Consider the following 24,750-nt stretch of genomic DNA (forward strand, 5'->3'; position numbering starts at 1 on the left):
AGCATCATTGCCATATTATCCTGTATGATGTCGCGCAAAACTTATCACCCCAAGCTCAAATTTTGGAGTAAACATGAAAGTCGCTAAAGACACAGTAGTAAGCCTAGCTTACCAAGTGAAAACTGAAGATGGTGTAGTTGTAGATCAATCAACAGTTGAAGCTCCACTTGATTACCTTCACGGTCACAACAATCTAATTCCTGGCCTTGAAGCAGCGCTTGAAGGTCATGTAGCTGGCGACAAGTTCGAAGTAACTGTTGCTCCTGCTGACGCTTACGGCGAGCACATGGATGAAATGGTTCAACGTGTTCCTGCAAACGTATTCCAAGGTGTTGATGAAATTACTGTTGGTATGCGTTTCCTTGCAGATACTGATCAAGGTCCAATTCCTGTTGAAGTAACTGAAGTTGATGGCGATCACGTAGTTGTTGACGGTAACCACATGCTTGCTGGTCAGACTCTAGGTTTTGACGTTGAAGTTGTAGCAGTACGTGCAGCGACTGAAGAAGAAATTGCACACGGTCACCTACATCAAGGTGGTGGTTGTTGTGGCGGCGAAGGCGGTTGTGGCGATCACGGTGACAGTGACGAAGGTTGCTGCGGTGGCGAAGAGAAAGGCGGTTGCTGCTCTCACTAATATCATTTGATGATATCAATAAAAAAGGAAGCTTAGGCTTCCTTTTTTGTTTTCATTTTTTAGTCAAACACGATTAATAGTGTGGCGGCGGAGTTTCTTCCGACTCGCTAGCCATATTTGGTGCTTGCATACCTTTTACTTTACCCACTAAAAATCTCATCTGAACTTCCATGCGGTCAATCATGAACTGTTGCTTGGTAAGGGCATCATTAAGATCATCAATAGTTTGCTCTTGAAAGGCTTGTTTCATTTCAAGTTCATCAATACGGTGTTGTAATTGTTCAATCTCAGTCATGGTCGTTTTCAATCGGTTGACCAGGCTTGGGCAAATCCAGATGATGCTCCAGAGATGACGTTACCTGTAGGGCTAATAGCGACATCATACACCACTGCTGTAGCGGGTCGAGTATCTTGCTGAGGTTCAGCCTTCCAACTCCCCATATTTTTTCCATCTGATGTTTGCCATAGCTCCACTCGGCGTGAGGGAGTGCCGGTGGCTATCATTGATCCGTCGTCAGAAAAACGTGCACTGGAAAGGGTTTGTTGGCGAAGAGTTATATCTAGCTCTGATATTTTCTTTCCGTTGGTTAAATCCCAAATAAAGACGTCATTGGTGCCATCGGCAGTCAGTGCAAATTTTCCATCTCGTTGTAGTGCGACTCGAGTAATGCGACTTTTATGAGGGAAACGATACAAGATTTGTCCTGTTCGGGTATCCCATAAATAGCCATTATGATCATTGCCGCCTGATAGAGCGTAACGACCATTAGGAGAGAGAGCGACACTATTAACTTTCTCTTTATGTGCTAAAAACTCAAGTCTTCTTCCTGTGCTAATATTGATAAACAAGGCCTTACCATTACTTAGCGCTAATAAGATGTCGTCGCCATTATTGGCAATAGCGACATCTCTAATGGTAGCGTCATCAATAGACCATAAACCTTGAGCTTGGGACCAGCCAAGATCCCAAATAGCAAAATTTTGTGCTGTTGCCGTGATAGCAAAACGTTTATTGTCAGAAATATGGCTACTTACCACAGTACTGTGATGTTGATCTTGAGAACCAAAATCAGCTAACTTTTTGTTTTGATGTAAGTCCCATAGCGCGATACCTTGTTCGACTGCACTAACTATTGCAAAACGACCGTCTCGGCTAAGGCTAAAACTGGTTGCACCTTGTGGGGCTAATTGCCAGCGTTGGACTTCTGAGCCAGAAAAGAAACAACCACTCAAGGTCAAAGTGGATAAAAATAAACAAAATGAAAAAAAAGTTTTATACATTAAGCTCTTGTTCCGCTTGCATAGGGTAACTAGTAGAGTAAATTAATCTGATTAAATAACTGAACTGACTTGCTTTTTACAGTTACTTAATCAAATGCTAGTAGTATATTGTTATAACTTTATTTTCATACTCATTCTAAAAAGTACAGTTAAAAAATGAGGCATTGCCTCACTAACTGATGGAGAAATACATGAAACCTGTTCTAAAGATGTCTGTATTAGCAGCAACAATTTTCCTCGCTGTTGGTTGTCAGGATGATAATAAAGCAGACACCAATAAGCCTGCAGAGCCTGCGAAAGTAGAGCAGGTTGCTGCTAAGACTCCAGCAGCTGATGCTAAAGTTGAATTTAAAACTGAAGATCAAAAAGCAGCTTATGCAATTGGTGCATCACTGGCACAATACCTATCTGCTAACCTTGATCAGCAAAAAGAGCTGGGTCTAGACCTAAACCGTCAAGACGTACTTCAAGGTGTTGAAGATGTATTTGCGGGTAAGAGTCGTTTAACGGAAAAGCAAACTCAACAAGCGCTTCAAGAGCTTGACCAGCGCGTAGCTAAAATTGTTGAAGAAAAAGCAAAAGCTGAAGCTGAGAAAAACGTAAAAGCTGGTGAAGATTTCCGTACTAAGTTCTCGAAAGAAGCGGGTGTGGTAACAACTAAAACCGGCCTAATGTACAAGATTGAAAAAGAAGGTACAGGTCCAAAACCAACAGCAACCGATACAGTTGAAGTTCATTACAAAGGCATGCTAACTGACGGTACCGTATTTGACAGTTCTTACCAGCGTAATCAACCTGCAACTTTCCCTCTAAATCAAGTAATCCCTGGTTGGACTGAAGGTGTTCAGTTAATGCCTGTAGGTTCAAAGTTTGAGTTTGTTATTCCGCCACAACTTGCTTACGGCGCTCAAGCAAACCCAAGCATTCCTGCTAACTCAACATTGGTATTCCAAGTTGAGCTACTAGGTATTAAAGGTGATAAAACTGCAAAACCTGCAGCGGTACCAGCTGAAAAACCAGCAGCTACAGAGACAAAAACACAATAATTGAGCAATATTTACCAATAAATATGCTGATAAATATCAAGACCCGACTTATGTCGGGTCTTTTCTTTTTAATTATCTGATAAACTTACTAGCAATATTTTAAATTTTATTGATTCTATTTAATACATAAGCTGAATATATAAGTCGTATTGATAGTATTGATTGCAGTATGGAAGATTGAAAAGTGGTTTCAACTGATAACTTTGGTTCAGAGGTGATGGTCGACAGTGATATCGTCGATAGCCGAATCTTCTCTGAGCATGATTATATTATTCTTCGCTCTTATGAAGCCGTTGTTGATGGTTTAGCAGCGTTAATTGGTCCCTTTTGTGAAATCGTGCTCCATTCATTAGCCGATCTCAACACCTCCGCGATTAAAATTGCTAACGGAGAAAATACCGGCCGTAAAGTTGGCTCGCCAATCACCGATCTTGCACTACGCATGCTACGTGATATTGAAGGATCAGAACGCAATTTCTCTCGTGCTTATTTCACCCGTGCAAAAGGTGGTGACTTAATGAAGTCAATCACGATTGCCATTCGTAACGGTGAAAATAATATCATTGGCTTGCTGTGTATAAACGTTAATTTAGATGCTCCTTTCTCTCAAATACTGCAGTCGTTTATGCCTACTGATGAAGCAAAACAAGCGGCATCAACGGTTAACTTTGCCAGCGATGTTGATGAGCTCGTAGATCAAACAGTTGAACGTACTATCGAAGAAATTAATGCCGATAAGAACGTATCAAATAACGCCAAAAATCGCCAAATCGTGATGGAGTTGTTTGATAAGGGGATTTTCGATATTAAGGATGCGATTAATCGTGTTGCAGATCGTTTAAATATATCCAAACACACCGTGTATTTGTATATCCGCCAGCGAAAGACTGAGGATGGTGAGAAGTGAGTTTAACTTACGCTATCGTAGTCAATGGTCCTGCATACGGAAACCAAACATCGCGTTCAGCTTATCAATTTGCAAGTGCATTAATTGAAGAAGGGCATGTATTACAACGCGTGTTCTTTTATCAAGATGGAGTGTTAAATGGATCTGCATTAACGGCACCAGCATCCGATGAATTTGATCTTGTGGCGGCATGGCAAGAATTAGCTAAAACGCATAATGTTGAATTGCAAACCTGTGTTGCAGCCGCATTGCGTCGCGGTATTGTCAGTGAACAAGAAGCAGAGCAAAATCAATTATCTGCTGTCAATCTTGCAGATGGCTTTGAACAGGCAGGGCTTGGTGGTCTTGCTGAAGTCATGTTAACTGTAGATCGCGTCATACAATTTTAGTGGTATAGATATGAATTCACTGGGCTTTATCTTTAGAACTTCACCACATGGCAACAATAGTGGGCGAGAAGGGCTAGATGCTGTATTGGCAAGTTCAGCTTATACTGAAGAGTTGTCACTGTATTTTATTGATGATGGCGTATTTCAGTTATTAAAACAGCAGCAGCCAAAAGCAATTTTAAGTCGAGATTATATTGCGACATTTAAAATGCTTGAACTTTATGATGTTGAAAATATTTATGTGAATACGGAATCACTCCGTGCGCGTGGACTAACAACAGATGATTTGATCATCGATGTGATTGTTTGTGAACAAGCACAATTGATAGAAAAAATGCATCAATGTCGACAACTTCTTACATTTTGAGGTCGTAATGCTTCATACCGTTACTCGCTCACCTTATCAAAGCCAATCTCTGGCCCAATGTTTAGCATATGTTGCTGCTGGTGATGAAATATTGCTGTTAGAAGACGCTGTGATCGCCGGTTTAGCAAAAAATAATTATTTAAATGTAATAAAAAATATTGGCGTAAAAATTTATTTACTTGAGGCTGATCTCATTGCACGTGGGTTGCAAAGTAAATGTGATGAGAGTCTTAATGTTATTGATTACAAAGGCTTTGTTTCGTTAACTGTTAAGCATAAGCAGCATATGAAATGGGCTTAAATAAGTATGATGTAAGCCTTAAAAGTGAGAAAAAACGGATTGTTTAAGAAATGATCATTTGATTGATCGTTGGTTAGATCTTGACACCCTAGGGTGCGATGCCTAAAATTTCGCGTCCTCCTGTTGTTGGGAGGCAGATTTTTCACCTTACGAAAGTAATATTCAGGAGCTATTTAATGGCAACTATTAACCAGTTGGTACGTAAGCCACGTGCTAAGCAAGTTGTAAAAAGCAACGTGCCAGCACTAGAAGCGTGCCCACAGAAACGTGGTGTATGTACTCGTGTTTACACTACTACACCTAAAAAACCGAACTCAGCATTACGTAAAGTATGTCGTGTTCGTCTAACAAACGGTTTCGAAGTAACATCATACATCGGCGGTGAAGGTCACAACCTTCAGGAGCACTCAGTTGTTCTTATCCGCGGTGGTCGTGTTAAAGACTTACCGGGTGTTCGTTACCACACTGTTCGTGGTGCACTTGACTGTGCAGGCGTTAATGACCGTAAACAAGGTCGTTCTAAGTACGGTGTGAAGCGTCCTAAGTCTTAATGGATTCCGTTAAGTAAGGCCAAACACTAAAATTATTTAATTTTGAAGAAACTGAAAAGTTTTGGATAACCTGAAGAAGACAACGGAGATAATCCATGCCACGTCGTCGCGTAATCGGTCAGCGTAAGATCCTTCCAGATCCTAAATTCAAATCAGAATTGCTGGCAAAATTCGTTAACATCCTTATGGTTGACGGTAAAAAATCTACTGCAGAAAAAATTGTTTACTCTGCACTAGAAACTATGGCTGAGCGTTCTGGTGAAGAACACCTAGCTGTATTCGAAAAAGCTCTTGAAAATGTACGTCCAGCGGTAGAAGTTAAATCTCGCCGTGTGGGTGGTTCAACTTACCAGGTGCCTGTAGAAGTACGTCCAGTACGTCGTAATGCACTAGCTATGCGTTGGTTAGTTGAAGCTGCGCGTAAGCGTGGTGAAAAATCTATGGCTCAGCGTCTAGCAGGCGAAATGCTTGATGCGGCTGACAACAAAGGTTCTGCTGTTAAGAAACGTGAAGACGTTCACCGTATGGCAGATGCGAACAAAGCGTTCGCACATTACCGCTGGTAATATAGCTGGTAATACCGCTTGGGCACGGCAGGTTTTCCTGCTGTGCCTAAACCATATTCTAAGGTTCACCTTAGTAAGAGGATACAACTGTGGCACGCAAAACGCCTATCGAGCGCTACCGTAATATTGGTATCTGTGCTCACGTTGACGCCGGTAAAACAACAACGACCGAGCGCATCCTGTTTTATACAGGCCTATCTCACAAGATTGGTGAAGTACACGACGGCGCTGCTACTATGGATTGGATGGAGCAGGAGCAAGAACGTGGCATCACGATCACCTCTGCTGCAACAACCACCTTTTGGCGCGGTATGGACAAGCAGTTCGACGAGCACCGAATCAATATCATTGATACTCCTGGACACGTAGACTTCACCATTGAAGTTGAACGTTCATTACGTGTATTAGATGGTGCTGTTGTTGTGTTCTGTGGTTCTTCAGGTGTAGAGCCTCAGTCAGAGACTGTATGGCGTCAAGCTGATAGATACGAAGTACCACGCATGGTTTTCGTTAATAAGATGGACCGTACTGGTGCCGATTTCCTTCGTGTTATCGAGCAAATCAAAACCCGTCTTGGCGCAAACCCAGTACCTATTCAATTGAATATTGGTGCTGAAGATGAATTTAAAGGTGTAATTGACCTGATCAAAATGAAGGCCATTAACTGGTCAGAAGCTGATCAAGGGACTAGTTTTACCTATGAAGACATTCCTGCTGATTTATTAGAAGAAGCAGAAGAATGGCGTATGAATTTAGTTGAGTCTGCCGCTGAAGCGAATGACGAGCTAATGGATAAATACCTTGAAGAAGGCGAACTGACGGAAGCTGAAATTAAAGCTGGTCTTCGTCAACGTACACTCAGCAACGAAATCGTACTCGCGACTTGTGGTTCTGCATTCAAGAACAAAGGTGTTCAGGCAGTACTTGATGCGGTTGTTGATTTCCTTCCTTCACCAACAGAAGTAAAAGCTATTACTGGTGAAGATGAAAACGGTAATCCTGTTGAACGTCATTCAGATGACAACGAACCTTTTGCAGCGCTAGCGTTCAAAATTGCAACAGACCCGTTTGTAGGTACGTTAACTTTCATGCGTGTTTATTCTGGTGTTGTAAATTCAGGTGATACTGTCTTTAACAGCATTAAAGAGAAACGTGAACGTTTAGGTCGCATTGTTCAAATGCATGCGAATAAGCGTGAAGAGGTCAAAGAAGTGCGTGCTGGCGATATCGCTGCCGCTATTGGCCTCAAATTTGCGACAACAGGTGACACCCTGTGTGATCAAAATCATAAAGTGATTCTTGAGCGCATGGATTTCCCTGAACCAGTAATTCAGATCGTTGTTGAGCCCCGTTCAACAGCCGATCAGGATAAGATGGCAATCGCGCTAGAAAAATTAGCGATGGAAGATCCATCTTTCCGAGTAGAAATTGATAATGAATCTGGCCAGACATTAATTTCTGGTATGGGTGAACTTCACCTTGATATCATTGTTGATCGAATGAAACGTGAATTTAGCGTTGACTGTAATGTGGGTAATCCACAAGTTGCTTACCGTGAAAGTATTCGTGGTACAACGGAAGTCGAAGGTAAATTCATTCGCCAAGCTGGTGAAACGGGTGGGCGTAATCAATATGGTCACGTTTGCTTACGATTAGAACCAACAGAGCCTGGTGAAGGTTTCGTATTCGTAGATGAAATCGTGAATGGTAGCGTGCCGAAAGAGTATATCACGGCGGCTGCGACTGGTATCGAAGAACAAATGAAGAGTGGTGTGCTTGCTGGCTACCCAATGGTTGATGTTAAAGCAACTCTGTTCGACGGTTCATTCCACGAAACTGATTCTAACGATATTGCATTTAAAATCGCAGGTTCAATGGCATTAAGACAAGGTGCGCTACAAGCAACCCCTGTATTGCTTGAGCCTATGATGAAAGTTGAAATTACCACGCCGGAAGATTGGATGGGTGATGTTGTTGGCGATCTTAACCGTCGTCGCGGCATGATCGAAGGTATGGACGAAGGCAACGCGGGTATTAAAATTATTCGTGCACAAGTTCCATTATCTGCAATGTTTGGCTATGCAACTGATTTGCGCTCAGCAACACAAGGCCGTGCGTCTTATTCTATGGAATTTAGCGAGTACGCTGAAATGCCAAAGAATGTTACTGACAAAATTATTGCAGAACGTAACTAATTTCATTATTGCGTCTATCGCTATTGACGCATAAAATACAAACTTCAGAGCCGTCCCCGACCTAGTAGGGGGCGTATCTTAACTAGGAAGGAACACAATTGTGTCTAAAGAAAAATTTGAACGCGTAAAACCGCACGTAAACGTTGGTACTATCGGTCACGTTGACCACGGTAAAACAACTCTAACTGCTGCTATCTGTACTACACTTGCAAAAGTGTACGGTGGTGTTGCTAAAGACTTCGCATCTATCGATAACGCTCCTGAAGAGCGCGAGCGTGGTATCACAATCTCAACTTCTCACGTTGAGTACGATACTCCAACTCGTCACTACGCACACGTTGACTGTCCTGGACACGCCGATTACGTTAAAAACATGATCACTGGTGCTGCTCAAATGGACGGCGGTATCCTAGTTGTTGCTGCAACTGACGGCCCAATGCCACAAACACGTGAGCACATCCTACTTGGTCGCCAGGTTGGTATCCCTTACATCATCGTATTCATGAACAAGTGTGACATGGTTGATGATGAAGAACTACTTGAGCTAGTTGAGATGGAAGTTCGTGAACTTCTTTCTGAGTACGACTTCCCAGGTGATGATTGCCCAGTAATCATGGGTTCTGCTCTAGGCGCTCTAAACGGCGAGAAAGAGTGGGAAGACAAGATTGTTGAACTAGCAGAAGCGCTAGATTCATACATTCCTGAGCCAGAGCGTGCAATCGATCTACCATTCATTCTTCCAATCGAAGATGTATTCTCAATCCAAGGCCGTGGTACTGTTGTAACTGGTCGTGTTGAGCAAGGTATCATCACTGTAGGTGACGAAGTAGAAATCGTTGGTATCGTAGATACTATCAAGACTACTTGTACTGGTGTTGAGATGTTCCGTAAGCTTCTTGACGAAGGCCGTGCAGGTGAGAACGTTGGTGTTCTTCTACGTGGTACTAAGCGTGACGAAGTTCAACGTGGTCAAGTACTAGCTAAGCCTGGTTCAATCACTCCACACACAACTTTCACTTCAGAAATCTATGTTCTTTCTAAAGATGAAGGTGGTCGTCACACTCCTTTCTTCAAAGGTTACCGTCCACAGTTCTACTTCCGTACAACTGACGTAACTGGTACTATCGAGCTACCAGAAGGCGTAGAAATGGTAATGCCTGGTGATAACATCGCTATGACTGTTACTCTGATCGCACCTATCGCGATGGACGAAGGTCTACGTTTTGCTATCCGTGAAGGTGGCCGTACAGTTGGTGCTGGTGTTGTTGCAACTATCCTTGCTTAATAACATCTAGTACTTACGTACAGAAAAAGGGAGCTTCGGCTCCCTTTTTTATTGCCAATAAATCACTAACGTTTTCTTGTCTGTATTCTAGATGCTTGGATACGCGAAAATGTGACTGTATTTTATGGCACGAAGTGGACTTTATTCGGTTAACAAAGCGAATTTGATATATAAGTATTAGATTAAGTTATTGAAAATAAGTGACTCGATAATTATTTGTGTTTAATAATCAAACAAAGCTTGTTTTCAAAAGTGTAATCTGTATAATGCTCCGCACTGCCCGAGAGTTAGTCTCGTAAGCGCAGTTGTGAACCAATAAGCATTGAGGAGAAATTAACTGCAGGCTATGCCGGGTTTATTTCATAATGAACACTCTGACTTATGTTCGCAGTCATTAAATTGACTGACAATGCATCCGATAGGGATGCTACGTTCACATAAATCAATCGACATTCCCTCGTCTTAACGAGCGTGAGTGGCGATATTGTTTGTGTAATTTTTATTTGGAGCTCTGTCTAATGCAGAACCAACGTATTCGTATCCGCTTAAAGGCGTTCGATCACCGTTTGATCGATCAGTCAACTGCGGAAATCGTTGAAACAGCTAAGCGTACTGGCGCACAGGTTAAGGGTCCAATCCCTCTTCCTACTCGCAAAGAGCGCTTCACTGTTCTTATTTCTCCTCACGTTAATAAGGACGCACGTGATCAGTACGAAATCCGTACTCACAAGCGCCTTATCGACATCGTTGAGCCTACAGACAAAACTGTTGATGCTCTTATGCGTCTAGATCTAGCTGCTGGCGTTGACGTACAGATCAGCCTAGGTTAAGGGGAGATAAGAGAATGATTGGTCTAATCGGTCGTAAAGTGGGCATGACCCGCATCTTTACCGAAGATGGCATTTCTATTCCAGTTACTGTTGTTGAAGTTGAAAACAACCGCGTTACTCAGGTTAAATCTGTAGAAACTGACGGTTACAACGCTATTCAAGTAACAGCTGGAACTAAGAAAGCTAGCCGCGTATCTAAGCCAGAAGCAGGTCACTTTGCGAAAGCAGGTGTTGAAGCTGGTCGCGGTCTTTGGGAATTCCGTCTAGAAAACAGTGAAGAGTTTGCAGTTGGCGCTGAGCTAAATGTTGAACTATTCAACGATATTAAAAAAGTAGACGTTACTGGTACATCTAAAGGTAAGGGTTTCCAAGGTGCTGTTAAGCGCTGGAACTTCCGTACTCAAGATATGACCCATGGTAACTCCTTGTCTCACCGTGCTCCGGGTTCAATTGGCCAATGTCAAACTCCAGGTCGCGTATTTAAAGGCAAGAAAATGGCTGGTCACATGGGTGCTGAGCGTGTAACGACTCAAAACCTAGAGATCGTACGTGTTGACGCTGAGCGCAATCTGCTTCTTATTAAAGGTGCAGTACCGGGCTCAACAGGCGGCAACGTGATCGTTAAACCAGCTGTTAAAGCGTAACGTCGAGGAGTTAGTAATGGAATTGGTAGTCAAAGGCGCTGACGCGCTAACTGTCTCCGAAACTACTTTTGGGCGTGATTTCAATGAAGCGCTTGTACACCAAGTAGTTGTTGCTTTTGCAGCAGGTGCTCGTCAGGGTACACGTGCTCAGAAGACTCGTTCAGACGTTTCTGGTGGTGGCGCTAAGCCATGGCGCCAGAAGGGTACTGGTCGCGCTCGTGCAGGTACAATCCGCAGTCCGCTATGGCGTTCTGGTGGTGTTACTTTCGCTGCTCGTCCTCAGGATCACAGCCAAAAAGTAAACAAGAAAATGTACCGCGGTGCTATGAAGAGCATTCTTTCTGAGCTAGTTCGTCAAGAGCGTCTAATCGTTGTTGATAACTTTGCTCTAGAAGCACCAAAGACAAAAGCACTAGTAGCTAAGCTTAAAGAGCTTGAGCTAACTGATGCACTAATCGTAACTGGTGAGCTAGAAGAAAATCTATTCCTAGCAGCACGTAACCTATACAAAGTAGACGTACGTGATGCGAAGGCAATCGATCCAGTTAGCTTAATCGCTTTCGATAAAGTTGTTATGACTGCAGCAGCAGTTAAAGCAGTTGAGGAGATGCTAGCATGATCACTGAAGAGCGTATTTTAAAAGTTCTACGTGCTCCGCACATCTCTGAAAAAGCATCAATGGCTGCAGAAAACGCTAACACTATCGTTTTCAAAGTAGCATTGACAGCAACTAAGAAAGAGATCAAAGCAGCAGTTGAGAAACTGTTCGAGGTTGAAGTTAAGTCTGTAAATACTCTTATCACTAAGGGTAAGACCAAACGTCAAGGTATGCGCCAAGGCCGTCGTTCAGACGTGAAGAAAGCGTACGTTATCTTGAAAGAAGGTCAAGACATCGACTTCGCTGGTAGTGCAGAGTAAGGCTAGGAGCAAAGAAGAATGGCTATTGTAAAATGTAAGCCGACTTCCCCAGGTCGTCGCCACGTAGTTAAAGTGGTTAACTCTGACCTGCATAAGGGTAAGCCGTACGCACCACTACTAGAGAAAAACTCTAAGACTGGTGGTCGTAACAATAACGGTCGTATCACAGTACGTCACATCGGTGGTGGTAATAAGCAACATTACCGTCTAATCGACTTCAAACGTACTAAAGATGGCATCCCAGCGAAAGTTGAGCGCCTAGAATACGATCCAAACCGTAGCGCAAACATTGCTCTAGTTCTGTACGCAGACGGTGAGCGCCGCTACATTATCGCACCTAAAGGTCTACAAGCTGGTGATGTTATCCAGTCTGGTCAAGATGCTGCTATTAAAGTTGGTAACACTTTACCAATGCGCAACATCCCAGTAGGTTCAACAGTACACTGTGTTGAACTTAAGCCTGGTAAAGGTGCTCAGCTGGCTCGTTCAGCTGGTGCATACGCTCAGATCATTGCACGTGCAGGCACTTATGTGACTCTACGTCTACGTTCTGGTGAGATGCGTAAAGTTCTTGCTGAAGGTCGTGCGACTCTAGGTGAAGTTGGTAATGCAGAACACATGCTACGTGAGCTAGGTAAAGCTGGTGCTTCACGTTGGCGCGGTGTTCGTCCAACTGTACGTGGTGTTGTAATGAACCCAGTTGATCACCCACACGGTGGTGGTGAAGGTCGTACATCAGGCGGTCGTCACCCAGTAACACCTTGGGGTGTTCCAACTAAGGGTTACAAGACTCGTAAGAACAAGCGTACCGACAAGTACATCGTACGTCGTCGTAATAAGTAATTATAAAGAGGATACGCCATGCCACGTTCTCTCAAGAAAGGTCCATTTATTGACCTACACTTGCTGAAGAAGGTAGAGAAAGCGTTGGAAAGCGGTGACAAAAAGCCTGTTAAGACTTGGTCCCGTCGCTCAATGATCATCCCTCAGATGATCGGTTTGACCATCGCTGTCCATAATGGTCGTCAGCACGTACCTGTTTTCGTTTCTGAAGAAATGATCGGTCACAAGCTAGGCGAATTTGCACCAACACGTACTTACCGTGGCCATGCTGCGGATAAGAAAGCTAAAAAGCGCTAAGGAGTAGGTAATGGAAGCTATCGCTAAACATCGCTTTGCTCGCATTTCGCCGCAAAAAGCTCGTTTGGTTGCAGATCAACTGCGCGGTAAGCCAGTTGCTCAAGCTCTAGAAATTCTTAACTTCAGCAACAAAAAAGCTGCTGATTTAATTAAGAAAGTTTTAGAGTCAGCTATCGCTAACGCAGAACACAACGAAGGCGCAGACATTGATGATCTTAATGTTGCTAAAATCTTCGTTGACGAAGGTCCTACCATGAAGCGTATTATGCCTCGTGCTAAAGGCCGTGCCGATCGCATCTTGAAGCGTTCTAGCCACATCACTGTTGTTGTAGCAGACCGCTAAGAGACTAGGAGAGAAAGCAATGGGTCAGAAAGTACATCCTAATGGTATTCGTTTAGGCATCGTTAAGCCTTGGAATACCACTTGGTTTGCTAACAGCCAAGAGTTCGCTGACAACCTAGACGGCGATTTCAAGGTACGCCAGTTCCTTACTAAGGAACTAGCAAAAGCATCTCTATCACGCATCGTTATCGAGCGTCCTGCTAAGAGCATCCGTGTGACTATTCACACTGCTCGTCCAGGCGTAGTAATCGGTAAGAAAGGTGAAGACGTAGAGAAACTACGTGCAGCAGTTGCGAAGATCGCGGGCGTTCCAGCTCAGATCAACATCGCTGAAGTACGTAAGCCAGAACTAGACGGTCAACTAGTAGCAGACAGCATCTCGTCTCAGCTAGAGCGTCGTGTTATGTTCCGTCGCGCTATGAAGCGTGCAGTTCAGAACGCTATGCGTCTTGGCGCTAAAGGTATCAAAGTTGAAGTAAGTGGTCGTCTAGGCGGCGCTGAAATCGCACGTACTGAGTGGTACCGTGAAGGCCGTGTGCCTCTACACACTCTTCGTGCTGACATTGATTACGCAACTTCTTCGGCTCACACCCAATACGGTGTTATCGGCGTTAAAGTTTGGATCTTCAAAGGTGAAGTTCTAGGCGGCATGCCGGTTGAAGAGCCAAAGGCTGAGAAGCCTAAGAAGCAGCGCAAAAGCCGTAAATAAGGAGTTTATTGATGCTGCAACCAAAACGCACTAAATTCCGCAAGGCCTTTAAAGGCCGTAACCGCGGTCTAGCGAACGGTACTGAAGTAAGCTTTGGTCAATTTGGTCTTAAAGCTGTTGGTCGTGGTCGACTAACTGCTCGTCAAATCGAAGCTGCACGTCGTGCTATGACTCGTCATATCAAACGTCAGGGCCAAATCTGGATTCGTGTATTCCCAGACAAACCAATCACATCTAAGCCTCTTGAAGTTCGTCAAGGTAAAGGTAAGGGTAGTGTGGCTTACTGGGTTGCTCAAGTTCAACCAGGTAAAGTTCTATACGAAATGAACGGTGTTTCTGAATCACTAGCACGTGAAGCATTTAACCTTGCTGCACGTAAGCTACCAATCAAAACCACTTTCGTAATTAAGGCGGTGATGTGATGAATGCACAAGATCTACGCGCTAAAAGCGTTGAAGAGCTGAATGCAGAGCTTGTGAATTTGCTACGTGAACAGTTTAACTTGCGCATGCAAGCTGCTACTGGTCAACTACAGCAGACTCACAATCTAAAAACTGTACGTCGTGATATCGCACGTGTTAAAACCGTTCTGACTGAGAAGGCTAGCGCATAATGAGCGAGAAAATTCGTACTCAGCTTGGTCGCGTAGTTAGCGACAAAGGCGATAAGTCTATTGTTGTTGCTATCGAGCGTAAAGTGAAGCACCCGATCTACGGTAAGTACATCACACGCACGACTAAGCTTCATGCACATGACGAAAACAACGAGTGTGGCCTAGGCGATACTGTTGAAGTTCGTGAATGTCGTCCAATGTCAAAGACTAAGTCTTGGACACTGGTACGAGTAGTTGAAAAAGCACGTATCTAATTACTGACTTTTCAGCTATTTAAGTTAGCGGCCCTAAAAATTTTGGGGCCGTTCATTTTTTATCTACCCATCGAGCGAAAATGGTGTTATCATTCGCCGCCTTTGAAGAAAAGGCATATCGACTCGTTTTGGGTCTAGATGTTTAAAAAATTAGCGGAGCACTAACATGATCCAAATGCAAAGTATGCTTGATGCAGCGGATAACTCCGGCGCACGTAGCGTAATGTGTATTAAGGTTCTGGGTGGTTCTCACCGTCGCTATGCACATATCGGTGACATCATCAAGGTTACAGTGAAGGAAGCAATTCCTCGCGGTAAAGTAAAGAAAGGTGATGTACTGAAAGCGGTGGTTGTACGCACCCGTAAAGGCGTTCGTCGTCAAGATGGCTCTGTCATTCGCTTTGACCGTAATGCTTGCGTATTGTTGAACGACAACACTGAGCAACCTATCGGTACCCGTATTTTCGGCCCTGTGACTCGTGAACTTCGTAATGCGAAATTCATGAAGATTGTATCACTAGCGCCAGAAGTACTTTAAGGAGCGACTATAATGGCAGCTAAAATCCGTCAAAACGACGAAGTTATCATTCTTGCTGGTAAAGACAAAGGCAAGACTGGTAAAGTAACTAAGGTTCTAGCAACCGGTAAAGTTATCGTTGAAGGTATCAACATGGTTAAGAAACACCAGAAGCCAGTTCCGGCAATGGGTGTTCAGGGCGGTATCGTTGAGCAGGAAGCTGCGATCGATGCGTCTAATGTTGCTATCGTTAACGGTCAAGGTAAAGCGGACCGTGTAGGCTTCCGATTTGAAGACGGCAAAAAAGTTCGTTTCTTCAAGTCGACTGGCGAAACTATCAAGTAAGTTTGGAGTAGTACTATGGCGAAACTGCATGATTACTACAAAGAGACTGTTGTAAAAGAGCTTTCTGAAAAGTTTGAATACAAGAGTATCATGCAAGTCCCAAGGATCGAAAAGATCACACTTAACATGGGTGTGGGCGAAGCTATCAACGACAAGAAGCTGCTAGAGAATGCTGCTGCTGACATGACTGCAATTTCAGGTCAGAAGCCGCTAATCACTGTAGCACGTAAGTCAGTTGCAGGCTTTAAGATCCGTGAGGGCTACCCTATTGGCTGTAAAGTAACCTTACGTGGCGAGCGTATGTGGGACTTTTTCGACCGTCTAATTTCAATTGCTGTACCGCGTATTCGTGACTTCCGTGGTTTAAACCCTAAGTCATTCGATGGTCGTGGTAACTACAGCATGGGCGTTCGTGAGCAGATCATCTTCCCAGAAATCGATTTCGATAAAGTAGATCGTGTACGTGGTTTAGACATCACTGTTACAACTTCTGCTAAATCTGATGAAGAAGCTCTAGCTCTACTGTCTGCTTTTAACTTCCCATTCCGTAAGTAAAAGTAAGGGTTACTAATGGCTAAAGAATCTATGAAGGCACGCGAAGCTAAACGTGCCAAGCTAGTAGCTAAGTTCGCTGAAAAGCGTGCAGCGCTAAAAGCTCTAATTAGCGACGTGAATGCGTCTGAAGAAGATCGCTGGAATGCAGTGCTTAAACTTCAGTCACTACCACGTGATTCTGCGAAGTCTCGTCAGCGTAATCGCTGTAACCAGACTGGACGTCCACACGGCTACCTACGTAAGTTCGGTCTTAGCCGTATCAAGGTTCGTGAAGCTTGCATGAAAGGCGAGATTCCGGGTCTACGTAAAGCAAGCTGGTAATCCAGTAAGCAATTCAGAATCACGGAGTATTAACTTATGAGCATGCAAGATCCGATTTCGGATATGCTGACCCGTCTTCGTAACGGTCAGGCAGCGAAAAAAGTTGCTGTAAAAATGCCATCTTCTAAGCTTAAAGTAGCTATCGCTGCTCTACTTAAAGAAGAAGGTTATGTGGCTGACTACACCTTATCTGGTGATGTTAAGCCTGAGCTAGAAGTTACTCTTAAGTACTTCGAAGCTAACCCAGTTATTGAGCAAATCCAACGTGTATCACGTCCTGGTCTACGCATCTACAAGAAAAAAGATGCGCTACCATCAGTGATGGGTGGCCTTGGTATTGCTGTTGTTTCCACTTCCAAGGGTCTTATGACCGACCGTGCTGCACGCAAAGCGGGTCTTGGCGGTGAGATTATCTGCTACGTAGCATAATAGGAGTAGGATATGTCTCGTGTTGCAAAAGCACCTGTAGTTATTCCTGCCGGCGTAGAAGTTAAACTTAACGGTCAGGAAATTACTGTGAAAGGTAGTAAAGGCGAACTAGTTCGTACTATCCATGATGCAGTAGTTTTAACTTTGGAAGAGAACAAAGTTACTTTCGGTCCTCGTGAAGGATTCGATAAAGCTTGGGCACAAGCAGGTACTGCTCGTGCACTAGTGAACAATATGGTTGTTGGTGTTACTGAAGGCTTCACTAAGAAGCTGACTCTTAAGGGTGTAGGTTACCGTGCTGCTGTTAAAGGCAACGCTGTAGGTCTAACTCTAGGTTTCTCTCATCCAGTTGAGCACGAACTTCCAGCAGGTATCAAAGCTGAATGTCCATCACAAACTGAAATCGTACTTACAGGTACTGATAAGCAGTTAGTTGGTCAGGTAGCTGCTGATATTCGCGCTTACCGTAGCCCTGAACCTTACAAAGGTAAAGGTGTTCGTTACGCCGACGAAGTTGTGCGTACTAAAGAAGCTAAGAAGAAGTAAGGTAACACTATGGATAAGAAAGCATCTCGTATCCGTCGTGCGACCCGAGCACGTCGTAAGATTGCTGAACTGGGCGCAACTCGCCTAGTTGTACACCGTACTCCACGTCACGTGTACGCTCAGGTAATTGCACCGAACGGCTCTGAGGTTATCGCAGCCGCTTCTACCGTAGAAAAAGCGATCCGTGAGCAAGTTAAGAGTACCGGAAACAAAGACGCTGCTACAGCTGTAGGTAAAGCTATTGCTGAGCGCGCGATTGAAAAAGGCATCTCTAACGTTGCATTCGATCGTTCTGGTTTCCAATACCACGGCCGTATCGCTGCACTAGCAGAAGCTGCTCGTGAAGCTGGTCTGAAATTCTAAGGTAGGCGGAAGATGGCTAACGAAAAGACACAATCAGATTTGAATGAAAAGCTGATCGCTGTTAACCGTGTTTCAAAAACGGTTAAAGGTGGTCGTATTTTCAGCTTTACTGCACTAACAGTAGTTGGTGACGGTAACGGTCGCATCGGTTTTGGTTACGGTAAAGCACGTGAAGTGCCTGCTGCAATCCAGAAAGCGATGGAAAAAGCACGTCGTAACATGGTTACAATTGCAATCAACGAAGGTACTCTTCACCACGCTGTTAAAGGCCGTCACACTGGTTCTCAAGTGTACATGCAGCCAGCATCAGAAGGTACAGGTATCATCGCAGGTGGTGCAATGCGTGCAGTGCTAGAAGTTGCGGGTATCCGTAACGTACTAGCTAAAGCATACGGTTCTACTAACCCAATCAACGTTGTTCGCGCAACAATTGACGGTCTTAGTGGAATGAACTCTCCAGAAATGATCGCTGCTAAGCGTGGTCTTTCTGTTAAAGAAATTCTGGAGTAATCGACATGGCTAAAACTATTAAAGTAACCCAAACAAAGAGCTCTATCGGTCGTTTACCGAAGCATAAAGCTACTTTGCGTGGCCTAGGCCTTCGTCGCATCAACCATACTGTAGAACTTGAAGATACTGCTTGCGTACGCGGCATGATCAACAAGGTTTACTACATGGTTAAAGTTGAGGAGTAATCAGTATGCGTTTGAATACTCTATCACCGGCTGCTGGTTCTAAGCCTTCTGCGAAGCGCGTAGGCCGTGGTATCGGTTCAGGTCTGGGCAAAACTTGTGGCCGTGGTCACAAGGGTCAGAAATCACGTTCAGGTGGTTCTGTACGTCCAGGCTTCGAAGGCGGTCAAATGCCTTTGAAACAGCGTCTACCAAAATTCGGTTTTACGTCTCGTAAGAGCCTTGTAACAGCTGAAGTTCGTCTAGCTGAGCTAGCGAAAGTTGAAGGTGATGTTGTAAGCCTTGAAACACTAAAAGCTGCGAATGTTATCACTAAGGACATTAAGTTCGTGAAAGTAGTACTTTCTGGTGAAATCGCTCGTTCAGTAACAGTGAAAGGCCTACGCGTTACTAAAGGCGCTCAAGCTGCTATCGAAGCTGCCGGCGGTAAAATCGAGGAATAATTAACTCGAGGATGAGGTACAGATGGCTAAACAACCAGGACAAGATTTTCGTAGTGCACAAGGTGGCCTAGCAGAGCTTAAGTCACGCCTATTATTCGTATTAGGTGCGATCTTAATATTCCGAGCAGGTTCTTTTGTACCTATTCCTGGTATTGACGCTGCTGTACTTGCCAGTCTGTTCGAACAGCAAAAGGGTACCATCATTGAGATGTTTAACATGTTCTCTGGTGGTGCACTCTCGCGTGCTTCTATTTTAGCTCTGGGCATAATGCCGTATATTTCTGCGTCTATTATTGTCCAGTTGCTAACTGTAGTTCATCCAGCATTAGCTGAGTTGAAGAAAGAAGGTGAGGCTGGCCGTCGTAAGATAAGTCAGTACACCCGATACGGTACGCTTGTCTTGGCAACCTTCCAAGCAATTGGTATTGCAACGGGGTTACCGAGTATGATTCCAGGGCTTGTACATAATCCAGGCCCTAGTTTCTATTTTGTTGCAGTGGTTAGTTTGGTTACCGGAACCATGTTTTTAATGTGGTTAGGTGAACAGATTACCGAGCGTGGTATTGGTAACGGTATATCGTTGATTATTTTCACCGGTATCGTTGCTGGTTTACCGCCAGCGATTGGACAGACCGTAGAGCAAGCGCGTCAAGGCGAATTGCACGTACTTCTTCTACTGTTAATTGCAGTTATATCTTTTGCTGTTATTTACTTTGTAGTGTTCATGGAACGTGGTCAGCGTCGTATCGTCGTTAACTACGCCAAGCGTCAACAAGGCCGTCGCGTCTTTGCTGCGCAGAGCACACACTTGCCGTTGAAAATCAACATGGCAGGTGTTATACCAGCAATTTTTGCATCAAGTATTATTCTTTTCCCAGGTACACTGGCTCAGTGGTTTGGTCAAAGTGAAGGTCTTGGTTGGTTAAGTGATATTTCACTTGCTTTAAGCCCAGGTCAGCCTTTATATGTAATGCTTTATGCTGCTGCGATTATATTCTTCTGTTTCTTCTACACCGCGTTGGTATTTAACCCACGCGAGACAGCTGATAACTTGAAGAAGTCTGGTGCATTTATACCTGGTATACGCCCGGGTGAACAGACCGCAAAATATATAGATAAAGTGATGACGCGTTTGACTCTTGCAGGTGCGTTATATATTACCTTTATCTGTCTGATCCCCGAGTTCATGATGATAGCATGGAATGTACGCTTCTATTTTGGTGGTACTTCCCTACTAATCGTAGTTGTTGTTATTATGGATTTCATGGCTCAAGTTCAGACACATTTGATGTCTCAACAATATGAGTCAGTTTTGAAAAAGGCTAATCTGAAAGGCTACGGTCGCTAAGTTTAGTTATCCATATTTACGGAGTTTAGCAATGAAAGTTCGTGCTTCCGTTAAGAAAATCTGCCGTAACTGTAAAGTTATCAAGCGCAACGGTGTTGTGCGTGTAATTTGCAGTGAGCCAAAGCATAAACAACGCCAAGGCTAATTAGCAGAAATATTTCTTGCAAATTGAAGATAGGTTGGCTACATTAGCCAACCATATTTTGTTATGTGCAAAAGAATTGTACCACCGCTGCGTATCCTCAACGGGCTCTGCAGCGGTTATTCTTGTAAAGTACTAGGAGTGAATAGTGGCCCGTATTGCAGGCATTAACATTCCTGATCAAAAGCATGCTGTTATCGCATTAACTGCGATCTACGGCATTGGTAAAACACGTTCTCAAGCTATTTTAGCTGAAACGGGTATTGCTGAAGATGTTAAGATCAGTGAACTAACTGAAGAGCAGATCGATCTACTGCGTGATGGTGTAGCTAAGTACACTGTAGAAGGTGATCTTCGTCGTGAAATTTCCATGAACATCAAGCGCCTAATGGATCTTGGTTGTTACCGTGGTCTTCGTCACCGTCGCAGTCTACCTCTACGTGGACAGCGTACTAAAACCAACGCTCGTACCCGTAAGGGTCCGCGCAAGCCGATCAAAAAATAGTCGGATAAGGTAGAGTACAATGGCAAAACAACCAACTCGCGCTCGTAAGCGCGTACGCAAGCAAGTAGCTGATGGCGTTGCGCACATCCATGCTTCTTTCAATAACACAATCGTAACCATTACTGACCGTCAAGGTAACGCTCTATCTTGGGCTACTGCAGGTGGTTCAGGTTTCCGTGGTTCTCGTAAATCTACTCCGTTCGCTGCACAGGTTGCTGCTGAGCGTTGTGGTGAAATGGCCAAAGAATATGGCGTTAAGAACCTAGAAGTTATGGTTAAGGGCCCTGGTCCTGGTCGTGAGTCTACAATCCGTGCATTAAACGCAGCGGGTTTCCGTATCACTAACATTGTTGATGCGACTCCGATCCCTCATAACGGTTGTCGTCCACCTAAGAAACGTCGCGTATAACGTTTCGTTTCTAGGAAATTGGAGAAAGAAAAATGGCAAGATATTTGGGTCCTAAGCTAAAGCTTAGCCGTCGCGAAGGCACTGACTTATTCCTTAAGTCTGGTGTACGTGCGATTGATACCAAGTGTAAGATTGATAACGCGCCGGGCCAACATGGTGCTCGTCGTGGTCGTCTATCTGATTACGGCGTTCAGCTTCGTGAGAAGCAGAAAGTTCGTCGTACATATGGCGTACTAGAAAAACAATTCCGTAACTACTACAAGACAGCTGCCCGTATCAAGGGTAACACAGGTGAAAACCTGCTTCAGCTTCTTGAAGGTCGTCTAGATAACGTAGTTTACCGCATGGGCTTTGGCGCAACTCGCGCAGAAGCACGTCAGCTGGTAAGCCACAAAGCGATCCTAGTTAACGGTCAAGTCGTAAACGTTCCTTCTTTCAAGGTAGCGGCAAACGACGTTGTTAGCATTCGTGAGAAAGCTAAGAACCAAGCACGCATTAAAGCAGCTCTAGAAGTTGCTACACAGCGTGAACTACCGACTTGGGTCGAAGTAGACAGCAGCAAGATGGAAGGTACGTTTAAGCGTCTTCCAGAACGTTCTGATTTGTCTGCCGACATCAATGAACACCTGATCGTCGAGCTTTACTCTAAGTAAGGCTACAGTTAAGAGAGGACACAATGCAGGGTTCTGTAACAGAATTTCTTAAGCCGCGTCTTGTTGACATCGAACAAGTTAGCACGACACACGCAAAAGTAACTCTAGAGCCATTAGAGCGTGGTTTTGGCCACACTTTAGGAAACGCTCTTCGTCGTATTTTATTATCTTCTATGCCAGGTTGTGCTGTAACAGAAGTTGAAATCGACGGTGTGTTACATGAGTACAGCACCAAAGAAGGCGTTCAGGAGGATATCCTTGAAATTCTTCTAAACCTTAAAGGTCTAGCCGTTAAGGTTGAGGGTAAAGATGAAGTTATTCTTACTCTGAACAAATCTGGTGCAGGCCCTGTTGTTGCAGGTGACATCACCCATGATGGTGATGTTGAGATTGCGAACCCAGAACACGTAATCTGCCATATTACTGATGACAATGCTGAATTAAGCATGCGCATCAAGGTAGAGCGTGGTCGCGGCTACGTACCAGCATCAGCTCGTATTCACACTGAAGAAGATGAGCGTCCAATTGGTCGTCTGTTAGTAGATGCTACTTACAGCCCAGTGGACCGTATTGCTTACGCTGTTGAAGCAGCTCGCGTTGAACAACGCACTGACTTAGACAAGCTAGTAATCGATATGGAGACTAATGGTACTCTTGATCCTGAGGAAGCTATCCGTCGTGCAGCAACTATTCTTGCTGAACAATTGGATGCATTCGTAGATCTTCGAGATGTACGTGTTCCTGAAGAGAAAGAAGAGAAGCCGGAGTTCGATCCGATCCTACTGCGTCCTGTAGACGATCTTGAACTAACTGTTCGCTCTGCTAACTGTCTAAAAGCAGAAGCGATCCACTACATCGGTGATCTTGTTCAGCGTACTGAGGTTGAGCTTCTTAAAACGCCAAACCTTGGTAAGAAGTCTTTGACAGAAATCAAAGATGTATTGGCATCTCGTGGTCTATCTCTAGGTATGCGCCTAGAAAATTGGCCGCCAGCTTCAATCGCTGAAGATTAATAGTTTACTGATATCTAGTTAGAAGGATTAGGTCATGCGCCATCGTAAGAGTGGTCGTCAACTCAACCGCAACAGCAGTCATCGTAAAGCGATGTTCAGCAACATGGCTAGCTCTCTGGTACGTCACGAATTAATTAAGACTACCTTGCCTAAAGCAAAAGAGCTACGTCGCGTAATTGAGCCTTTGATTACCCTAGCTAAGACTGACAGTGTTGCTAACCGTCGTCTTGCATTCGCTCGTACTCGTGACAACGAAGTTGTTGCGAAACTATTTAACGAACTAGGTCCTCGCTTTGCTGCGCGTCCTGGTGGTTACACTCGTATCATGAAGTGCGGTTTCCGTACTGGTGATAAAGCTCCTATGGCTTACATCGAGTTATTAGACCGTCCTGCAAAGGAAGAAGCTGCTGCTGAATAAGCAATAGCCGTTAAATAAGAAGAGAAGCCGAGTCATTAGACTCGGCTTTTTTTTTGCATGTAATTTATAATGATGAATTCATTATGTGGTTACTATGCTCTATGTAATGCTTGATAGTTCAGGTTTTGGTGGGATTGAAAGCCATGTATTACAGCTTTCATTGCTTCTTAAAGATAAGAAAATTCCGTTTAAAGTTGTTTTTATCTCTAAAGTATCTAATCACCCGCTTTACCCTTTATTAGAAAAAAACCAAATTGAATATTTTACTTCAGCAAGTTTTTTCCATTTTTCGTTACTAGTTCAGTCTCATGATATTCTGCATGCTCATGGATATAAATCTTCATTATGGGCACGATGTTTAAAACTGCTACGCAGATGTAGAGTGCTTACCAGTTTTCACGCTGGAGAGTTTTTAATTGGACGTTTAGCTTTTTATGAATGGCTTAATCGTTCGACTAGTTTTTTATCAACGAATTTTGCTGTAAGTGACGAGATAAAATCGAAAGTACCTTTTCAGTGTTACGTCTTAAATAACTTTATTCATTCTATTCCTCCCTTTGTGTTACGTAGTCGACATACAACTTTTCAAGTCGGTTTTGTTGGTCGGTTGTGTCATGTCAAAGGTATTGACCGCTATCTACAGCTTTCTAACCAATGCCCAACTATTAAATTTCATGTTTTTGGTGATGGTGAAGAATCTAATTTATTGGGCAGTTATCCAAATATTAAATGGCATGGTGCCGTTGAAGATATGTCACTTCATTGGAATAAAATTGATTTACTACTTATCTCTTCACGTGCAGAAGGGCTTCCAATGGCAGCTTTAGAGGCGATGGCATATGGCATTCCTGTGATAGGCACCAAAGTGGGTGATTTGCCTTTGCTTGTAGATACGAGATGGCTTGTTGATGAGTTTGATTGGTCAAAGTTAGCTTGGTATATCCTATGTTTTGACTCTATGACCAACAAAGAGTGGCAGGCATGCTCTAAATATAGCTATATTCAAGTTGTAACTAAATTTAGTGGAAAACAACGCTGGAATATACTTGCTAACGCCTATGGAATTAAGCAGTAA

General features: G+C 43.9%; 41 protein-coding genes. 39 read left to right on the plus strand and 2 right to left on the minus strand.

Annotated elements, in window-relative coordinates; genetic code table 11:
• The first annotated feature begins 73 nt into the window (after window positions 1–73).
• Window positions 74–637 carry a peptidylprolyl isomerase gene (gene slyD, locus CTN01_RS11330; protein WP_005371781.1) on the plus strand — a complete coding sequence of 188 codons (564 nt, stop codon included), beginning with the start codon at window positions 74–76 and terminating at the stop codon, window positions 635–637.
• A gap of 73 nt (window positions 638–710) precedes the next feature.
• On the opposite strand, the gene CTN01_RS11335 is transcribed toward slyD, so the two are convergent.
• Entirely contained in the window at window positions 711–932 is a 222-nt protein-coding gene (locus CTN01_RS11335) for a SlyX family protein (protein ID WP_005371779.1), read from the minus strand.
• A gap of 8 nt (window positions 933–940) precedes the next feature.
• Window positions 941–1,918 carry a WD40 repeat domain-containing protein gene (locus CTN01_RS11340; RefSeq protein ID WP_045149922.1) on the minus strand — a complete coding sequence of 326 codons (978 nt, stop codon included), beginning with the start codon at window positions 1,916–1,918 and terminating at the stop codon, window positions 941–943.
• A gap of 191 nt (window positions 1,919–2,109) precedes the next feature.
• Between CTN01_RS11340 and fkpA the strand changes: the two genes are divergently transcribed.
• From fkpA to CTN01_RS11530, 38 genes are all read left to right on the plus strand, one after another.
• Complete coding sequence (gene fkpA / locus CTN01_RS11345; RefSeq protein WP_045149923.1) at window positions 2,110–2,964, plus strand: FKBP-type peptidyl-prolyl cis-trans isomerase; 855 nt, start codon at window positions 2,110–2,112, stop codon at window positions 2,962–2,964.
• A gap of 184 nt (window positions 2,965–3,148) precedes the next feature.
• Entirely contained in the window at window positions 3,149–3,871 is a 723-nt protein-coding gene (locus tag CTN01_RS11350) for a helix-turn-helix transcriptional regulator (protein ID WP_005371773.1), read from the plus strand.
• A complete protein-coding gene (gene tusD, locus CTN01_RS11355; RefSeq protein WP_045149924.1) occupies window positions 3,868–4,260 on the plus strand; it encodes a sulfurtransferase complex subunit TusD in 393 nt (130 codons plus the stop codon). Before CTN01_RS11350 ends, tusD begins: the two co-directional genes overlap by 4 nt.
• 10 nt (window positions 4,261–4,270) lie before the next feature.
• Entirely contained in the window at window positions 4,271–4,627 is a 357-nt protein-coding gene (gene tusC, locus CTN01_RS11360; RefSeq protein WP_045149925.1) for a sulfurtransferase complex subunit TusC, read from the plus strand.
• Window positions 4,628–4,634: 7 nt separating this feature from the next.
• Window positions 4,635–4,928 carry a sulfurtransferase complex subunit TusB gene (tusB, locus tag CTN01_RS11365; protein ID WP_045149926.1) on the plus strand — a complete coding sequence of 98 codons (294 nt, stop codon included), beginning with the start codon at window positions 4,635–4,637 and terminating at the stop codon, window positions 4,926–4,928.
• A 176-nt stretch (window positions 4,929–5,104) separates the two neighbouring features.
• Window positions 5,105–5,479: a 30S ribosomal protein S12 gene (rpsL, locus tag CTN01_RS11370; RefSeq protein WP_004399892.1), complete on the plus strand. Its 375-nt coding sequence runs from the start codon at window positions 5,105–5,107 to the stop codon at window positions 5,477–5,479.
• A 95-nt stretch (window positions 5,480–5,574) separates the two neighbouring features.
• A complete protein-coding gene (rpsG, locus tag CTN01_RS11375; RefSeq protein ID WP_005371760.1) occupies window positions 5,575–6,045 on the plus strand; it encodes a 30S ribosomal protein S7 in 471 nt (156 codons plus the stop codon).
• A gap of 89 nt (window positions 6,046–6,134) precedes the next feature.
• Window positions 6,135–8,240, plus strand: a complete 2,106-nt coding sequence (gene fusA, locus CTN01_RS11380; protein ID WP_005371759.1) for an elongation factor G — start codon at window positions 6,135–6,137, stop codon at window positions 8,238–8,240.
• 100 nt (window positions 8,241–8,340) lie between these two features.
• Window positions 8,341–9,525, plus strand: coding sequence for an elongation factor Tu (tuf, locus tag CTN01_RS11385; protein WP_045184670.1), 1,185 nt, complete (start codon window positions 8,341–8,343; stop codon window positions 9,523–9,525).
• 518 nt (window positions 9,526–10,043) lie between these two features.
• Entirely contained in the window at window positions 10,044–10,355 is a 312-nt protein-coding gene (rpsJ, locus tag CTN01_RS11390; RefSeq protein WP_002541412.1) for a 30S ribosomal protein S10, read from the plus strand.
• A 14-nt stretch (window positions 10,356–10,369) separates the two neighbouring features.
• Entirely contained in the window at window positions 10,370–10,999 is a 630-nt protein-coding gene (rplC, locus tag CTN01_RS11395) for a 50S ribosomal protein L3 (RefSeq protein ID WP_005370913.1), read from the plus strand.
• Window positions 11,000–11,015: 16 nt separating this feature from the next.
• On the plus strand, window positions 11,016–11,618 hold the full coding sequence (gene rplD, locus CTN01_RS11400; RefSeq protein WP_005370911.1) for a 50S ribosomal protein L4: 603 nt from the start codon (window positions 11,016–11,018) through the stop codon (window positions 11,616–11,618).
• Complete coding sequence (gene rplW / locus CTN01_RS11405; protein WP_005370910.1) at window positions 11,615–11,917, plus strand: 50S ribosomal protein L23; 303 nt, start codon at window positions 11,615–11,617, stop codon at window positions 11,915–11,917. Before rplD ends, rplW begins: the two co-directional genes overlap by 4 nt.
• A gap of 18 nt (window positions 11,918–11,935) precedes the next feature.
• Entirely contained in the window at window positions 11,936–12,760 is an 825-nt protein-coding gene (rplB, locus tag CTN01_RS11410; protein ID WP_045084936.1) for a 50S ribosomal protein L2, read from the plus strand.
• An 18-nt stretch (window positions 12,761–12,778) separates the two neighbouring features.
• Window positions 12,779–13,057, plus strand: a complete 279-nt coding sequence (gene rpsS, locus CTN01_RS11415) for a 30S ribosomal protein S19 (RefSeq protein ID WP_005302795.1) — start codon at window positions 12,779–12,781, stop codon at window positions 13,055–13,057.
• A 10-nt stretch (window positions 13,058–13,067) separates the two neighbouring features.
• Entirely contained in the window at window positions 13,068–13,400 is a 333-nt protein-coding gene (rplV, locus tag CTN01_RS11420; protein ID WP_005302797.1) for a 50S ribosomal protein L22, read from the plus strand.
• A 19-nt stretch (window positions 13,401–13,419) separates the two neighbouring features.
• Complete coding sequence (gene rpsC / locus CTN01_RS11425) at window positions 13,420–14,109, plus strand: 30S ribosomal protein S3 (RefSeq protein WP_005371002.1); 690 nt, start codon at window positions 13,420–13,422, stop codon at window positions 14,107–14,109.
• Between the two features lie 11 nt (window positions 14,110–14,120).
• The gene (gene rplP, locus CTN01_RS11430; RefSeq protein ID WP_005371000.1) at window positions 14,121–14,531 is read left to right on the plus strand and encodes a 50S ribosomal protein L16; all 411 of its coding nucleotides are present in this window, start codon (window positions 14,121–14,123) and stop codon (window positions 14,529–14,531) included.
• A complete protein-coding gene (rpmC, locus tag CTN01_RS11435) occupies window positions 14,531–14,722 on the plus strand; it encodes a 50S ribosomal protein L29 (protein WP_005370998.1) in 192 nt (63 codons plus the stop codon). The genes rplP and rpmC overlap by 1 nt, the downstream gene beginning before the upstream one ends.
• The gene (gene rpsQ / locus CTN01_RS11440) at window positions 14,722–14,976 is read left to right on the plus strand and encodes a 30S ribosomal protein S17 (RefSeq protein ID WP_005370996.1); all 255 of its coding nucleotides are present in this window, start codon (window positions 14,722–14,724) and stop codon (window positions 14,974–14,976) included. Before rpmC ends, rpsQ begins: the two co-directional genes overlap by 1 nt.
• A 166-nt stretch (window positions 14,977–15,142) precedes the next feature.
• Window positions 15,143–15,514: a 50S ribosomal protein L14 gene (gene rplN, locus CTN01_RS11445; RefSeq protein ID WP_005370993.1), complete on the plus strand. Its 372-nt coding sequence runs from the start codon at window positions 15,143–15,145 to the stop codon at window positions 15,512–15,514.
• A 12-nt stretch (window positions 15,515–15,526) separates the two neighbouring features.
• Window positions 15,527–15,838 carry a 50S ribosomal protein L24 gene (gene rplX, locus CTN01_RS11450; protein ID WP_045084935.1) on the plus strand — a complete coding sequence of 104 codons (312 nt, stop codon included), beginning with the start codon at window positions 15,527–15,529 and terminating at the stop codon, window positions 15,836–15,838.
• A gap of 15 nt (window positions 15,839–15,853) precedes the next feature.
• A complete protein-coding gene (gene rplE / locus CTN01_RS11455; RefSeq protein WP_005370989.1) occupies window positions 15,854–16,393 on the plus strand; it encodes a 50S ribosomal protein L5 in 540 nt (179 codons plus the stop codon).
• 15 nt (window positions 16,394–16,408) lie between these two features.
• The gene (gene rpsN, locus CTN01_RS11460) at window positions 16,409–16,714 is read left to right on the plus strand and encodes a 30S ribosomal protein S14 (RefSeq protein WP_005370985.1); all 306 of its coding nucleotides are present in this window, start codon (window positions 16,409–16,411) and stop codon (window positions 16,712–16,714) included.
• 36 nt (window positions 16,715–16,750) lie between these two features.
• Window positions 16,751–17,143, plus strand: a complete 393-nt coding sequence (gene rpsH / locus CTN01_RS11465) for a 30S ribosomal protein S8 (protein WP_005370983.1) — start codon at window positions 16,751–16,753, stop codon at window positions 17,141–17,143.
• A gap of 12 nt (window positions 17,144–17,155) precedes the next feature.
• On the plus strand, window positions 17,156–17,689 hold the full coding sequence (gene rplF / locus CTN01_RS11470; RefSeq protein WP_005370981.1) for a 50S ribosomal protein L6: 534 nt from the start codon (window positions 17,156–17,158) through the stop codon (window positions 17,687–17,689).
• Between the two features lie 9 nt (window positions 17,690–17,698).
• Window positions 17,699–18,052: a 50S ribosomal protein L18 gene (gene rplR, locus CTN01_RS11475; RefSeq protein ID WP_005370979.1), complete on the plus strand. Its 354-nt coding sequence runs from the start codon at window positions 17,699–17,701 to the stop codon at window positions 18,050–18,052.
• Between the two features lie 12 nt (window positions 18,053–18,064).
• Entirely contained in the window at window positions 18,065–18,562 is a 498-nt protein-coding gene (rpsE, locus tag CTN01_RS11480; protein WP_005370977.1) for a 30S ribosomal protein S5, read from the plus strand.
• A 5-nt stretch (window positions 18,563–18,567) separates the two neighbouring features.
• A complete protein-coding gene (gene rpmD, locus CTN01_RS11485; RefSeq protein ID WP_005302823.1) occupies window positions 18,568–18,747 on the plus strand; it encodes a 50S ribosomal protein L30 in 180 nt (59 codons plus the stop codon).
• Between the two features lie 5 nt (window positions 18,748–18,752).
• Complete coding sequence (gene rplO, locus CTN01_RS11490; RefSeq protein ID WP_005370970.1) at window positions 18,753–19,187, plus strand: 50S ribosomal protein L15; 435 nt, start codon at window positions 18,753–18,755, stop codon at window positions 19,185–19,187.
• A 22-nt stretch (window positions 19,188–19,209) separates the two neighbouring features.
• Window positions 19,210–20,535: a preprotein translocase subunit SecY gene (gene secY / locus CTN01_RS11495; RefSeq protein ID WP_005370968.1), complete on the plus strand. Its 1,326-nt coding sequence runs from the start codon at window positions 19,210–19,212 to the stop codon at window positions 20,533–20,535.
• Window positions 20,536–20,566: 31 nt separating this feature from the next.
• Window positions 20,567–20,680, plus strand: coding sequence for a 50S ribosomal protein L36 (rpmJ, locus tag CTN01_RS11500; RefSeq protein ID WP_000868186.1), 114 nt, complete (start codon window positions 20,567–20,569; stop codon window positions 20,678–20,680).
• A gap of 145 nt (window positions 20,681–20,825) precedes the next feature.
• Window positions 20,826–21,182, plus strand: coding sequence for a 30S ribosomal protein S13 (gene rpsM, locus CTN01_RS11505; RefSeq protein ID WP_005370966.1), 357 nt, complete (start codon window positions 20,826–20,828; stop codon window positions 21,180–21,182).
• Between the two features lie 19 nt (window positions 21,183–21,201).
• A complete protein-coding gene (rpsK, locus tag CTN01_RS11510) occupies window positions 21,202–21,591 on the plus strand; it encodes a 30S ribosomal protein S11 (protein WP_005370963.1) in 390 nt (129 codons plus the stop codon).
• 32 nt (window positions 21,592–21,623) lie between these two features.
• Window positions 21,624–22,244, plus strand: a complete 621-nt coding sequence (gene rpsD / locus CTN01_RS11515; protein WP_005370959.1) for a 30S ribosomal protein S4 — start codon at window positions 21,624–21,626, stop codon at window positions 22,242–22,244.
• A gap of 23 nt (window positions 22,245–22,267) precedes the next feature.
• On the plus strand, window positions 22,268–23,257 hold the full coding sequence (locus CTN01_RS11520; RefSeq protein ID WP_005370957.1) for a DNA-directed RNA polymerase subunit alpha: 990 nt from the start codon (window positions 22,268–22,270) through the stop codon (window positions 23,255–23,257).
• 34 nt (window positions 23,258–23,291) lie between these two features.
• Window positions 23,292–23,675 carry a 50S ribosomal protein L17 gene (gene rplQ / locus CTN01_RS11525; protein ID WP_005370955.1) on the plus strand — a complete coding sequence of 128 codons (384 nt, stop codon included), beginning with the start codon at window positions 23,292–23,294 and terminating at the stop codon, window positions 23,673–23,675.
• A gap of 106 nt (window positions 23,676–23,781) precedes the next feature.
• The gene (locus CTN01_RS11530) at window positions 23,782–24,750 is read left to right on the plus strand and encodes a glycosyltransferase family 4 protein (protein ID WP_244156128.1); all 969 of its coding nucleotides are present in this window, start codon (window positions 23,782–23,784) and stop codon (window positions 24,748–24,750) included.

Origin of the sequence: Photobacterium angustum, assembly GCF_003026365.1 — a bacterium.
In the GTDB taxonomy this organism is placed as follows: Bacteria; Pseudomonadota; Gammaproteobacteria; order Enterobacterales; family Vibrionaceae; genus Photobacterium; species Photobacterium angustum.